Origin of the sequence: Psychrobacter sp. ASPA161_9, assembly GCF_051970275.1 — a bacterium.
Classification (GTDB): Bacteria; Pseudomonadota; Gammaproteobacteria; order Pseudomonadales; family Moraxellaceae; genus Psychrobacter.
Map to the genome: position 1 here is coordinate 95,491 of NZ_JBEFNI010000005.1, position 14,025 is coordinate 109,515.

At 40.9% G+C, this 14,025-nt stretch carries 14 protein-coding genes; 6 read left to right on the forward strand and 8 right to left on the reverse strand.

Annotation, left to right across the window (positions count from 1 at the left end; translation table 11 throughout):
• Window positions 1–14 precede the first annotated feature (14 nt).
• The 6 genes from ACTQ9S_RS07475 to ACTQ9S_RS07500 form a co-directional block, all read right to left on the reverse strand.
• The gene (locus ACTQ9S_RS07475; protein ID WP_440454581.1) at window positions 15–872 is read right to left on the reverse strand and encodes a DMT family transporter; all 858 of its coding nucleotides are present in this window, start codon (window positions 870–872) and stop codon (window positions 15–17) included.
• A 130-nt stretch (window positions 873–1,002) separates the two neighbouring features.
• Window positions 1,003–1,812 carry a MipA/OmpV family protein gene (locus ACTQ9S_RS07480; RefSeq protein WP_440454582.1) on the reverse strand — a complete coding sequence of 270 codons (810 nt, stop codon included), beginning with the start codon at window positions 1,810–1,812 and terminating at the stop codon, window positions 1,003–1,005.
• Window positions 1,813–1,925: 113 nt separating this feature from the next.
• Window positions 1,926–2,939: a rhomboid family intramembrane serine protease gene (locus ACTQ9S_RS07485; protein WP_440454583.1), complete on the reverse strand. Its 1,014-nt coding sequence runs from the start codon at window positions 2,937–2,939 to the stop codon at window positions 1,926–1,928.
• 100 nt (window positions 2,940–3,039) lie between these two features.
• Window positions 3,040–4,248: an alpha-hydroxy acid oxidase gene (locus ACTQ9S_RS07490; RefSeq protein ID WP_440454584.1), complete on the reverse strand. Its 1,209-nt coding sequence runs from the start codon at window positions 4,246–4,248 to the stop codon at window positions 3,040–3,042.
• A gap of 194 nt (window positions 4,249–4,442) precedes the next feature.
• Window positions 4,443–6,203 carry an L-lactate permease gene (locus ACTQ9S_RS07495; protein WP_068036893.1) on the reverse strand — a complete coding sequence of 587 codons (1,761 nt, stop codon included), beginning with the start codon at window positions 6,201–6,203 and terminating at the stop codon, window positions 4,443–4,445.
• A 245-nt stretch (window positions 6,204–6,448) separates the two neighbouring features.
• Window positions 6,449–6,757, reverse strand: coding sequence for a glutaredoxin family protein (locus ACTQ9S_RS07500; RefSeq protein ID WP_440454585.1), 309 nt, complete (start codon window positions 6,755–6,757; stop codon window positions 6,449–6,451).
• 199 nt (window positions 6,758–6,956) lie between these two features.
• Here ACTQ9S_RS07500 and mtgA point away from each other — a divergent pair, with 199 nt between their 5' ends.
• On the forward strand, window positions 6,957–7,643 hold the full coding sequence (gene mtgA / locus ACTQ9S_RS07505) for a monofunctional biosynthetic peptidoglycan transglycosylase (RefSeq protein WP_440454586.1): 687 nt from the start codon (window positions 6,957–6,959) through the stop codon (window positions 7,641–7,643).
• Between the two features lie 203 nt (window positions 7,644–7,846).
• Window positions 7,847–10,153, forward strand: coding sequence for a polyphosphate kinase 1 (gene ppk1 / locus ACTQ9S_RS07510; protein ID WP_440454587.1), 2,307 nt, complete (start codon window positions 7,847–7,849; stop codon window positions 10,151–10,153).
• 139 nt (window positions 10,154–10,292) lie between these two features.
• On the opposite strand, the gene ACTQ9S_RS07515 is transcribed toward ppk1, so the two are convergent.
• Complete coding sequence (locus ACTQ9S_RS07515; RefSeq protein ID WP_068036882.1) at window positions 10,293–10,826, reverse strand: DUF2058 domain-containing protein; 534 nt, start codon at window positions 10,824–10,826, stop codon at window positions 10,293–10,295.
• A 318-nt stretch (window positions 10,827–11,144) separates the two neighbouring features.
• Here ACTQ9S_RS07515 and ACTQ9S_RS07520 point away from each other — a divergent pair, with 318 nt between their 5' ends.
• The 4 genes from ACTQ9S_RS07520 (at window position 11,145) to ACTQ9S_RS07535 (ending at window position 12,470) form a co-directional block, all read left to right on the forward strand.
• On the forward strand, window positions 11,145–11,315 hold the full coding sequence (locus ACTQ9S_RS07520; RefSeq protein ID WP_350656686.1) for a hypothetical protein: 171 nt from the start codon (window positions 11,145–11,147) through the stop codon (window positions 11,313–11,315).
• A 42-nt stretch (window positions 11,316–11,357) separates the two neighbouring features.
• The gene (locus ACTQ9S_RS07525; protein WP_440454588.1) at window positions 11,358–11,648 is read left to right on the forward strand and encodes a hypothetical protein; all 291 of its coding nucleotides are present in this window, start codon (window positions 11,358–11,360) and stop codon (window positions 11,646–11,648) included.
• A gap of 82 nt (window positions 11,649–11,730) precedes the next feature.
• Entirely contained in the window at window positions 11,731–12,129 is a 399-nt protein-coding gene (locus ACTQ9S_RS07530) for a hypothetical protein (protein WP_068328675.1), read from the forward strand.
• 104 nt (window positions 12,130–12,233) lie between these two features.
• Window positions 12,234–12,470 (forward strand): hypothetical protein, encoded by a 237-nt coding sequence (locus ACTQ9S_RS07535; protein WP_440454589.1) that lies wholly within the window; start codon window positions 12,234–12,236, stop codon window positions 12,468–12,470.
• Window positions 12,471–12,603: 133 nt separating this feature from the next.
• Here ACTQ9S_RS07535 and ACTQ9S_RS07540 read toward each other — a convergent pair whose 3' ends face one another.
• A complete protein-coding gene (locus ACTQ9S_RS07540; protein WP_440454590.1) occupies window positions 12,604–13,338 on the reverse strand; it encodes a tRNA-(ms[2]io[6]A)-hydroxylase in 735 nt (244 codons plus the stop codon).
• Between the last annotated feature and the right edge of the window lie 687 nt (window positions 13,339–14,025).

Consider the following 14,025-nt stretch of genomic DNA (forward strand, 5'->3'; position numbering starts at 1 on the left):
TGGTCTATAGAATTTCAAGATCTTTTTTTCTTACTATAGATATTTACTGAATTACCAGCGACTATTAGCAGCATACCAAGTATCAAAGCCACGCTAAAGTGCTCAGCATATAAGAGTACGCCAATGAGTGAGATGAGCGGCAATCTAAACATATCCATAGTGACCACGAATGTAACCTCTGCATGTTGCATGGCTTTGGTCATACAATAATGTGCCGATAGTGCCGTTACACCTATGATTACGAGCCATAGCCACTGAATACCTACTGGCGTTGTCCATCCTTCTATAAATAAAAGCAATCCTAAAGGCGCTTGTATCAAACACATCATAAAAATGATGGTGATTGGGCTTTCAGTATTAGATAACGATTTTGTAGCCACATGGGAAAAGGCATAACAAATGGCTGCACCTAAAACTATTAATGACGCATAGTGAGCGACATCTAAGCTAGGTTGAACGATGACTATTACCCCAAGAATGCCTAGTAATACGGCAATAACTTTTTTTACAGTTATAGACTCTTTTAGGAAGAGATACGAGATGATTATCGTCCAAAAAGGTACGGTGAATTCGATAGCAAAAACGGTTGCTAAGGGCAGTAGTCCTATACCTAAGAACCATCCATATTGCCCCGCGAAATGAAATAAGTTTCTCACTAAGTGTAATTTAATACGCTTGGGGAATAAAAAGTTGCTCTTTTTTGATGAAAAATTTGATAAAAATATTATTGGCAATAATACTAGCAAGCCTACGATACTTCGGAAGAATAAAATCTGAAAAACACCAATTTGACTATTCAGCTCACGAGCACCAATGGCCATTAAACAGAATGAGGTGAGTGCTCCAATCATCCAAAGGGTAGCGTGGAACATAATTGTGCAATCCTATATATAAAATCAAATCTGGAATTTATATGATAGGCTAGTGTCTCATATCAACGAATTAACACAATAAAAAAGCCAAGCAAAATGCTCGGCTTTTTCTATCACATTTTCAAGAACTCTAAAACTTATAAAGCAAACCAAGCGTCGTCGTTGCATCAGTACGCGAGTCAACCATTGAACTATCGTATTGCTCGTTAGGCAAGTAGCTTAAGCTTTGATTAAAAAATCCTGCCCAGTTTTCACTGAAGTCATAGTTGGCACTAACATTGACGTACGGATTCAAGCTCGAATTAGAGGTATAAGCTTCAACACCCGTTTTTGCCGACTCTTCATCACTTACACCATAATAGTATTCATTGTAGTCCGCATCATAATATTCAAAGCCAACACTCGGATAGACCGTTAGCTTGCCTTTAGTAACTTTTGCCAGATACGTCAAGCGAGCAGTATTCCCACCACTACGATCTAGAATGTCAGTGGCAAATTGCCCACGGAAGCCGCCAATAGGGGTGCGGCGTAGATAAGTTAAACCGGCAACGGCTGAGGTTTTACGCTCGTCCAGACCTTGAAGCGCACCATTCGCATCTTCAGGATCAAATTCTGAACCTGATAATTGAGCGTAAGCAGACAGCTGATTGGTGCCGTCATTGTGAAGGTAAACACCAGCTTGAGCACCGCGCGCATAGACTCTATTATTGTCATAGAACACGCCCGGCAATACCTGAATCTCGGTGTTATCTTCCAAATCATAGGCTGAGTTGACCGCCATGACATTGACGCCAACGCTTAATTCAGCGTCTTGGTCAGTAGGTAGGTTGTTAAAAAGTGCTGCACTGGATAAGCTAGCCACGCTAAATAGTGCAGTAGCCGTTAAAGTACTAAGCAAGGCGCGCTTAGAGTTATTAGAGAGCGCTGCAAGTTTGAACATAATTGAATCTCATAAGTGAGTGGAAATGATTGGGTAAAAAAATCGAGTAGGGAAAAATAAACGAATATGCTGTTTTCATGAGCTATTTAGCAATGATAAATAAGTATGACGGTTTACTCAATGGTTTTTAATACTTGTAAGATTTGTTGATGAATATCTTGCCACCACCAGACGAAGCCAATGCTTATCAACAACATCATAATCCATGGTAGTAGCTGCCAAATAAAGGCAGGTTTCGCAGGGGTGTTTTGTTCGATAATATTGGCATGAGCCGCGTTGATGTTTCTGTCTGAATTTGCATAAGTGCCATTATCAGAATAAGTATCACTATTGAAGCCGCTATTAAGACCGACATTAAAATCATTGTTATTAACGTCAGCATCGCTACTCGCTGGGTGATCGATATAGCTGGTCTGATAGTCGTTTGGGTAATCAGTTTGGTAATCAGTTTGATAACGGTTCTGATAAATAGGAATGTTAGGTATGTTTTGTAGAGCAATCGCCATACGCTGACGGTAAGCGATAGCAAAAGCCAGTGCAATTACTAAGCCAGTAATAGCGCCGCCGATATGTCCTGTATTATCAATGCCCGGTACCGCAAAGCCATATACAAGGTTGATACCCATAATAAATATCAGGCTTCTTAAATTGAGCACCATGCCATTAACAGATATTTTAAACAGCGCGGCTATTAAAAGTGCGCCACCGATACCCATGATACCACCAGATGCGCCAGCCGATAGTCCTGGTTGTCCAGTACCATCTAAAATACCTTGCCACGTCACATGATTGTTAAGTAAGTTACCACCGATTGCCGCTAGTAAAAACAACGCCAAGAATTTAGCTGAGCCAAACATCGGCTCGGCAATTTGCCCGAAGAAGTACATGGCAAAGCCATTAAACAATAAATGCATCAAGCCAATGTGCAAAAACGCACTGCTGACCAGTCGCCATGGATCATCAGTCATGGTTAAGGGCAGGGCATTAGCGCCCCAATTGAGCAGGGCTTCAGTCGAGGGATTATTGGCATCGACGCCTGTCAGCACTTGCATGATAAATAGTCCAATAAAGCTGACTAAGAGTAGAGTGGTGACGGGCGCTGTTTTTAGAAGTTGTTTAATGGTCATAAAAGCTAAGTATCAGTGAAAGATGATAGATAGAGTATAAGTGCTAACGGTTAGATAAACAAAGCTGTCGAATATAAATCTACTTGTGTAAAACTAAAATCTACCAGCGCATTGGTGAGACATAAGGTAATGCCGACTTGAGCTGCTCGTAAGTCCCTTTGACTAAAATATCATCCGTCACCTGATTAATATCAGTATGACCACAGAATGCCATACTGATATCACATTCTTTATGGATAATCTCAAGCGCACGGCGCACCCCATCTTCACCATAAGCACCTAGCCCGTACAAGAAAGCTCGCCCAATCATAGTGCCTTTTGCACCTAAAGAGATGGCTTTTAAGACATCTTGACCGGAGCGAATACCACTATCGAGCCACACCTCGATATCACTATTTTCGGCATGAACCGCCTGCACGATATCGCTCAAAGCAGAGATTGAGGAGGGCGCACCATCTAATTGACGGCCACCATGGTTTGAGACCACCAATGCATCCGCACCACTACGGGCAGCCAAGATAGCATCTTCAGGCTCCATAATACCTTTTATAATTAGCTTGCCGCCCCATGCATCTTTGATACGTGCGACATCATCCCAGCTCAAACGTGGGTCGAACTGTTCTGCTGTCCATGCTGAAAGTGAGGACATATCAGCGACGTTTTTGGCATGTCCGACGATGTTGCCAAAAGTACGACGTTTGGTACCAAGCATATTTAGACACCATTCTGGCTTGGTCATTAGATTTAAGATATTGGCGAGGGTTGGTTTGGGCGGCGCGGATAGACCGTTTTTGATATCCTTATGACGTTGACCAAGTACTTGCAGATCAGCTGTCAAAATGAGCGCGGAACAATTTGCCGCTTTGGCACGGCGGATAAGATTGGCCATAAAGTCCTGATCACGCATGACATAGAGCTGAAACCAAAACGGCGCACTGGTATTTTCAGCAACATCCTCAATAGAGCAGATACTCATGGTTGATAGTGAAAAAGGCACGCCAAATTTCTCTGCTGCCCGCGCCGCATGAATCTCGCCGTCCGCCCACATCATGCCAGTAAAACCAGTTGGTGCAATCGCAACTGGCATTTTGACTTGTTCGCCAATCATCTGCGTCGCAAGGCTACGATTGTCCATATTTACCAATACCCGCTGGCGTAACTTAATACGATCAAAGTCCGTCTCATTATTACGGTAAGTGGTTTCAGTCCATGAGCCTGAATCGACATAATCGTAAAACATACGCGGTATTTTGCGCTCGGCAACACGGCGCAGATCTTCAATTTCGGTAACTTTGCTCAAGTCTTTCATGGAGGTTTCCTGTATAGCTAAATAGCTAAGCTAAAGTATCGGTAAAATAGCGTTTATAATATGTGGTTCATAATCATAATATAGAAACTATAATACCAATATGACGCTATCAGAAACAATCTAATAGCGTCATATTAAGTGTTGATAATCAATATATATAACTTGGTTAGTGAGATTCATGTAACCTTGCAATATTAACTAACGACTCGTTTTCTATTTGTCAGCGACATGATACTAAAGAATGCTATCGGCCAAATCACAGCTAAAGCCCACCACCATAGTTGACCGAAGATAATAGCCATACCGATAAAACCAGCTTGTATCACATAATAAGTCATTGCCACCAATGTCTTTCGTATAACATAACCTTCTTTATCCATCAGACCGACTACCGCACAAGCCGCGACCACATTGTGCACGGCAATCATATTACCAGCGGCACCGCCGACCGCTTGCAGAGCGACAACTTGCGCTGCAAGGTTACTATCGAGACCGATTTGGCTAGCAGTTGACCATTGAAAATACGAGAACATCATATTGCTAACCGTATTTGATCCGGCAATGAAGGCGCCCATCGCTCCAATCCACGGCGATACTAGAGGCCATGCATTTTGAAACGCACCAGCCGCACTTTCAGCCAGTAATATTGGCATAGCCGGTAGCGCAGTAGCGACTTCAGCGGCTGAGCCTGAATTAATGAATACTTGTACCATAGGCACCGAGAATAGCAAAGCTGGTGCGGCGGCAACCATCGTCTTCGCCGAATTACTCCAACTGCGCTTAACGGCTTGACCGTTCATTTTAAACAATAAGATGCACAACAAAGAGCTGATAATTAGAATCGCTCCAGGAGAGTAAGCAAGCTGTATTTTACTAGAAATAGTCGTACCAAAGAGATTGCTAAATTCAATCGTAGTCAATTCACCAGTCAAAAATGCTTTAAGCGGTGCAACGACCCTAGTTATAATTAAGAGAGCGATAACGATGAGATAAGGGGAAAACGCACGAATTAAAGAAAATTTTGGTGCAACCGAATCATCATATTTTTCTTCATCAAGTGACCCGAGCCAGTCCTTGTCCCATTTGGCACGTGGTGCAAAGTCAAAAGTATCTTTTGGCATCAAAAAGCCACGTTTCGCGGCAGGCAGTACAATCATTAGACCGATAAAACCACCAACGAGCGATGGGAATTCAGGACCTAGATATTTGGCTACTAAGAAGTAAGGGATAGTAAAGCTGAGACCGGCAAATATTGCAAACGGCCATACTTTTAGTCCTTCAACGAAGGAGCGTTTTTCGCCAAAGAATCGGGTTAAGAACGCACTTAAAATTAGCGGAATTAAAAAGCCCACTAGCGCATGGATAAGACCAACGTTACCAGCGATTTGTAGTAGATAGTTCTCCGCAGAAAGTGGCGCAATGGCCTGTGTAATATCCTGCTTATCGTTGATACCCGTCCAAACACCGAGTAATATGGGGGTACCAACAGCACCAAATGATACGGGTGTTGATTGAATAATGAGAACTGCCATAACAGAGGCCATGGCAGGAAAACCTAAAGCCAATAATAGCGGCGCACCAATAGCAGAGGGCGTACCAAATCCTGATGAGCCTTCTACCATCGAGCAGAATAACCAAGCGACAATGATCGCTTGAATGCGTCTATCGGGCGAAATATCCATAAAGCCTTTACGAATAGCGACAATAGCGCCGCCTTCTTTTAACGTATTCAATAATAAAATAGCGGCAAATACAATGAATAAAAGCGTGAGAGCGATGATGATGCCATTTGTAGTAGCTGCTGCTACTTGGGCACCACTCGCTTGCCAAACGAACAAGGCTAAAAGAGCGGTCACTAAATAGGCAACACTCATAGATATTTTTGCCGGTAGGCGCATCACTACCAGCAAAACTAAAACGACTAAAATTGGTGCGAGGGCCAAAAAAGTATACATTATCAACAATCCTTATCGATAAATGTTCAGATCCGTAGTCAATATCGGACTGATCGTAGGGCTAGGTTTATAATCTCAAATGGTGATAATCCTTATCTAGTCAATTTACTATCTTGACCATTTAGTCAAAATAGCAAAAGTTTGAATTTTATACTAGTAAATAATCAAGGCTGAAACAAATAAAATAGTAGCTGATTTTCAGAGTGTTATTAACAGTAGGCTTGAAGGTAAAAGTAACAAGAGATTTATAGTAACTGCTGCAAATCCATGACTGAAAATGGATAGTCTAATCGTTTTGATGGCGTCAGAATTACGGGGATGGTAGTGGCAAACTCCATCATCAGATCTTCATCAAATTCTGCAATATCGACATGCTGATATTCGATAGGTTGTACGCTTTGAAAGCGCGCTATAAGTTGCTCAGCGACATCACATAGATGACAGCCAGATGTGCCGAGTAGCCACCAGTTATCAAGATTTTCATCGCTGCAAAGATTTGGGCTCGCTTCAATGATACGTGCGCGCAATGCTTTTATATGATGACCATTATGCATATTTATTCTCTTCTTTTAATACCTGTTGTAAAGTACCAGCCTTAAATACCTAGATAAAAAGTGAATACTATTTAAAGGTCATTACATGATAAAGAAATGGGGTAAATAATGACAGCGATTGTGAGATTAGGTAAGATAGCCTGCTGCTTATCATTAGCTGACAACTTTTATTATTTTTAATTATTCGGATACTTTGCGCATGGCAAGTTTTGGCAAATTTATTAAACGACTATTACTGGCATTGATGTTGTTAGTCGTAGCATTCCATGTGTTAGTCGCTGGACTACTATTAATTTGGAAAACCCAGCCAATCAATAACAGTATGTTTATGCTGACCCATCGACTTACAGGCGGCACGGTCACTCAGACTTGGGTAGAATACGATGCCATTGCTAAATCTGCTAAGCAAGCGGCGATTGTCAGTGAGGACTCGACGTTTAGTCAGCATAATGGCTTTGATTTTAAAGGTATTGAGGCCGCCCGTAAGAAAAACGAAGAAACAGGTAAGATGTCTGCTGGTGGCTCAACGATTACTCAGCAGTTGGCAAAGAATTTGTTTTTGACCTCGCATCGCTCCTACATTCGTAAAGGTGAAGAAGCTATTGTCACCGTCATGATTGAAACCATATGGGACAAGCAGCGTATCTTAACAGCTTATCTAAATGTGGCAGAATTTGGCAACGGCATTTACGGTGTTGAAGCTGCTGCTCAAAATTACTTTAATAAGTCCGCTGCCAATCTTAATCGTGATGAATCAGCATTGCTAATCGGGATGCTGACCAATCCTAAGTACTATGAAGACAACCAAGGCGATAGAAGCTTACGTAACAAACAGAGGATTATCAAAAAACGTATGAAGAATGCGGTATTACCACAAGCGAGTTAACGGTTTGATTTTATTTGCTCTATGGTTTATTTGCTCTATGGTTTATTTGCTCTGTTAATAGTAAGAGACTAGTCGTTCGTATATAAAAATAATATTAGTAGAGTAGGTGAGAGAGATAGTTGCAGCCTTATGCAGTTGCGGTAATATGGATGTCAGGGCATGATAGTGATTGACAATGATGGATTACAATAAGGAGTGGTTGCATGACACGGGCTAAAACGAATCAAAACAGTGATACTGAAGTCAACAATACTAAAGTCAGTGATGTTAATAATAGCAGTGACAATGCTAGCAACCACAGTGCTAACAATCGTAATGAGAGCAACCACGAGCAGAACACTCAAATTGATAGCGCTTTCAAAAATGCAGAAACTTATATAGTAAATGATAACTTGACCCAAATTGCGTGGCAACGCTCAGAAGATGGCAGCTACTCACCCAGCAGTTATATCAACCGCGACTTGTCTTTATTGCAGTTTCATCTGCGGGTATTAGCGCAAGCAGCAAGCCCGCGTCATCCGTTACTCGAACGCTTATTCTTTTTAATTATTTTTTCGTCCAATATCGATGAGTTCTTTGAGATTCGTGTCGCTGGTATTATGCAAAAGCTAAATATCGGTGATGTCTCTACCAGTGCTCATGGTATGCGCCCAAGTGAAGTTCTCAACGAGATATCCACAGTAACGCACGATGCTATTGATGAACAATATCGTATTCTCAACGAAGACATCCTACCAGCCCTCGCGAAAGAAGATATCCGTTATCTAAAACGCGATGAGCTCAATGCCGAGCAATCAGCATGGATGAAACGTTATTTTACTGAGCAAGTATCGCCAGTATTGACCCCGATTAGTATTGATCCTGCGCACCCGTTTCCGCGCTTGGTGAATAAAAGCCTTAACTTTATCGCTACGTTAGAAGGCAAAGATGCCTTTGGTCGCGATATTAATCTCGCCATTGTGCCAGCGCCGCGTAGTTTACCTCGCGTTATCCGTTTGCCTGACGAGCTGACTGGTGGTAAAGAGCATCATGTCATGCTCTCTGCTATCATTCATGAGCATATCGGCGAGCTATTCCCTGGCATGAATGTAACAGGCTGTCATCAATTCAGGTTGACACGTAATGCGGATTTGGACTTGGCAGATGATGTCGAGGATATTGCCAAGGCCCTTGAAGGTGAGCTTGAAAACCGTCGGTTTGGTGATAAGGTTCGTTTAGAGGTCACGACTGATTGCCCAACCCCTATCAGTGACTATTTGCTCGATGAATTCGAGCTACATGACAATCAGTTATATCGTGTCAATGGACCAGTAAACTTAACACGGTTGCTATTTGATTTTAATATTCCAGCGCTACGTTATGAACCATTTACCCACATTGTACCCAAACCGTTCCGCCGTGAAGCCGATAAGCTCGACAAAAGCACCAGTATGTTTGCTGCTATGCGCAAAGGAGATGTGTTGGTACATCATCCTTTTCATGCGTTCTCACCTGTTATCAATTTATTATGGCAAGCCGCCAGTGATCCAAAAGTCTTAGCAATCAAACAAACCTTATACCGCTCAGGCACCAATTCAGAAATTGTACAAGCGCTGGCCGCCGCTGCTCGTAATGGCAAAGAAGTCACCGCTATCATTGAGCTACGCGCACGCTTCGACGAAGCATCCAATATTGCGGTTGCTAACTATCTACAAGAAGCAGGTGCGGTCGTGGTTTACGGTATCGTTGGCTATAAGACTCATGCCAAGCTCATGCTTATTATTCGCCGTGAGGATGAAAAAATTCACCGTTATGTACACTTAGGTACGGGTAACTATCATGCAGCTAATGCCAAGGTCTATACTGACTATGGCTTATTTACTGCTGACCCTGACATCTCAGAGGACGTGCATAAAATCTTCCAAGAGCTGACTGGTATGGGCAAACCTGCCAATCTCAAAAAGCTACTGCATGCGCCATTTACCTTACATGAAAAGCTAATGAGCTTTATCGATGCTGAGATTGCACATGCTAGAGCTGGTAAACGTGCGCGTATTATCATTAAAGCCAATGCTCTGACTGAACGTCGACTGATTGATAGGCTATATGATGCGTCGCAAGCAGGCGTTAAAATTGAGCTAATCCTGCGCTCGATGTGTTGTCTGCGTCCGCAAGTACAGGGATTGTCTGAGAATATCACCGTGCGCTCAGTCATTGGCCGCTTTTTAGAACACACCCGCATCTATTATTTTTATAACAATGGCGACGAACGTATGTATTGTGGAAGTGCTGACTGGATGGATAGAAACTTGTTCCATCGGGTCGAAGTCGCATTTCCCATTGAAGATAAAAAGATATTTGCACAAATTTATCAAGACGGCTTGCAGAACTATCTACAAGATAACGTTCAAGCATGGACGCTTGATGGCGATGGACGTTGGCAGCAGGTTCAGCCAGTAGCGGACGAACCACTACATATTGCACAAGAGCATTTATTGAAAACTATCAATCATGTCGGTGAAAAAAGTTAACAATAATCTTAGAGGCTGTCATCGATTAGCATATCCTTTATTTTGAACTGGATATAGAGCAACATATTTAGTAAAAGCTCAGTACTAAAAAACCCTTCGTAGATTACTTAATTCTATGAAGGGTTTTTTAGTTTAATGACTACCACATCAGATCGTCTGGAATCACATAGGCTGCATAAGGGTCGTCATCTGCTAGCTCAACATCTGATTTATCGTTAGACACCACCATAAACCCTTCTAATTTAGCATCGATACGATCTGCTAAGGGACGAGGAAGTAGAGCATAACCCTCTTCCAATCGTGCAATAACCACATGACCAGCCACTATTTGGTCATATAGTTTTTGAGTAATATGAATTTTTTTCACTTTAGATTGATCAACAAACTGGTAGCTTACATCACCCTGTATATCTTTAATCTGATGTTGTTTAATCATTTGGATGATATTAGCATTTAACATTTTCTGTTCTAAGATTTGCTGTTTTTCCTGATTAAGCTTTTGATCCTTTTCTACTTTTTTGGCTTGGGCTTCTGCTAGAGCTTTTTTAGCTTCAACAGTTGATGGATCGCCAGTACGTTTGGCATGCTGAGACTGTTTACTTAATTGCTTGGCTTTTTTGCTATCAACCAATCCCGCTTTTAAGAGTTGAGCTTGTAGGGCATTTTTGGCCATAATCTGATTACCTAAATAATAAACCGTAAGTCTTAAAATCTAAAAATACATGGTAGCAAATTTTGCTACAGCGTGTCTTGAGTTATGCCAAACGATGCAAGAAAATACAGGAATGTCATGCTCTCGATAACCTGCCAGCTTAATATAATGGGTTACAAACTGTCTTTTAACATCACATTTATTCACATATTGATACTGCAGTACACTAGTGAAGAAGCTCATCATCTACCTATAATTGATACTAGTATAAGTAAGATTCATTTCAAATTAGCAGATAAAAAATCATTTATAAACATCAATAAGAGTAGAGGCTTTCTAATGAGTACTAGCAAAAATGATACTTCAGATATTAAACAAGCAGCAGAAAATGCCGATGTTGAACAAATTGAAAATAATCTAAAAGAAAATAAGCAAGTCAACATGCCAGAAGAGTTGACTAAAGAGCAGGCGACACCTTTTATTGACGAAGAAGTCCGTACTGATAAATAGGTAAGTAATTAAATTAGGCAATACCAGCGAGGGAGACGCGCTATGACGACCTACAAAGACACTAACAATCAAGACATGGATGACAAAGATATCAGTCGTGAACGACACGACAAAAAGCTTTCGGTCGATGATCCAGCAGTATCGCATCGACCAAACCCTAAAGGAAGCTATGCGGGGCGCAAGCATGAGCCAGAAATAGACGGGCCGATAGAAGACTCTCAAGAGACTGATGAGATATATTCTGATCCACGTAAAGAAGAAGATTTGCCAGCAGGCGGTAAAAATGTTGGCGATTTAAATGCCTATGATCTTAGTCAAAAAGGCAATGAATAGCTTTTGATGCTGGTGCTATAACAAACGTCAAAACACCCTGAACAAAACACTCTAAATAATATACGGCAACAAGGACAATCTAATGGAAACTAAAGATCCCGCGCTCACAAAGACTCCTATTATGGATAGTAGCTTAGATAATAATGATGTTGATAGCAAATCGTTAGCAGAAAAAACAGCAATGACTCGCGAAGAGGAATTTCACGATAGTCGTCATGAAGTCGAAACCAATACTACTGTTAATAAGGGTACTGATACCTTTGAAGAAGGGATAGTCGGTTCTGAGCATGTTAATGACGGTGACAATCCAGCACGTCAGCCTGACCGCCGTGACCAAGAAGGCAATGCTTTTGACGAAAATATTAACGAAGATACTGTCCGTAGTGAAGCACCTAAAAGTGAAGGTATTACTGATATGAATCGATATGCCAATATTGATAATGCACAAACACGTACTTTAAATCCGGATGAAAAAGATTAAAGTTTAAAGATGGTGGGGATAGCAGTTGTCTATTCTCTTCATTCATCTTGTATAAAATGGTTTTTATTTGATTTGTCTGGTAATTATCGTAATAAGGAACGCTAATGAGTATCTCAAAAGATAGCAATATTAATGAAGGACATGAACTGGATAAAGAACGTGAAGTAGACAAAGAGTATGAGTTAAAGGATGCAGACGATAATAATGGCATCGTCCCCGATGATGCTTTGCAAAAAGTGAATCCTGCTGCTGCTGAGCGCAAAAGTGCCGATCATGATCCGCATAATGTTGCTAAAGGTAGCAAGCAGTATGACAGTCCACTAATGAAAGATGATAAATAATTAAATACCTTTATATAAGGCAGATATAATTTGATAGGCACAATTAAGAAGATGTTGTAACTGATTGAGCCAAATACTCCAATCGGCTACAACATTTTTTCATATTTGTACCAGTTAGTATTCTAAGGATTTTTTAAGCAGGTGTACCGCTATGAAAACGTAGCTCAGTATCTGGACTAGATATTAATTCTGCTTCCATTTCTTTAAAGAAGGCAACTCGTTCATCAATATTATCGTCAGACAACGACTGCGCCAATGCTAAGTAATCCTCAAAATGGCGGCTTTCTGACTTGAGCAAGTATCGATAGTATTTTGCCAAGCGTTCATCATCGATTACCTCAGCAAGTGCGGCAAAGCGTTCGCATGAACGTGCTTCAATAAATGCTCCAATTATCAAGACATCTACCATCGCTGCTGGCTCGTAGGTGCGTTTGTGTCTTAGCATGCCCTTGGCATAACGACCTGCACTTAGATATTTCCAGTCTTGACCGCGATCATTCATGATACCCAGCACTTGCTCGTAGTGCAGCATTTCCTCACGTATCAGTTGGGCTAACTTACGCTGTAAGTCGTAAGAAAACTCATAACGGAATATTAGATTCATCGCAGTGCCCGCTGCTTTTTTTTCGCAGTTGGCATGGTCTTGAATAATCAATGGCAAGTTCGCAATAGCAGCATCTACCCAAGCTTGTGTAGTTCGACTACCTAAGAACGCATAGATAGGGGAAAGGTCTACCTTTATAGGTGCTCGCAATTGTGTGATATCGGTACTGTCTTCATTCTGCAAGTCATTATCTTTTATGCTGTTTGATAGATTGTCTATTAAATTCTCTACTGCTGGCTTATGGCTTATATTATGATTATTCATAGTCTGATATATCTGTATTAAAAGGAAGTAGTGGTCAGTGAAAGCGGCTGAAAAATACAAAAGTAGGCGGTTTAGCTCATTGTTATAAGTAGTGAGTAGTATAACAGTAGGCTGTTACGAGATGAATAATCACAGAATACTATAAATAGTTGAAGGCTACCAAGATATATAACATTTAAGCATTGCTTCACTCTGTAATGATTACTTACAGTTTATACTTACCCTCAAGTCATCTCTTCAACTAACATTAGTTATGATGCTTAGGGCTTGTGCCTTATACAGTATCATTTTTATACAACCCCGTTATTTATTTACTAAATGCCTTTTTGTTGTTTATTTTATTATTTGATAGTAGGATGATATTTTGCTTCTAAGTCATTTTGTCTTACTATTAATTGTTAGCTGACAGGCTATAGACGTGTAGCTCTCTACCAGATGCACGTCAGCATACTAACGATTAATGATATTTTGAAACAAAAGATAATATAGCCACTATATAGATAACCTCATCTTAACTATTGAAAAATTACTAGATTGCTAGTTAAGGTGGGTTGTATTCGGCTTTATCAACTTCGCTTAACATCGTATTCACATTTAGACTGAATGCAAAGTGCTAAACATATCTCAATTTCACCAGTTACTATAATAAATCATTATTGACTTCCATCACGAACAGATAAGGACACC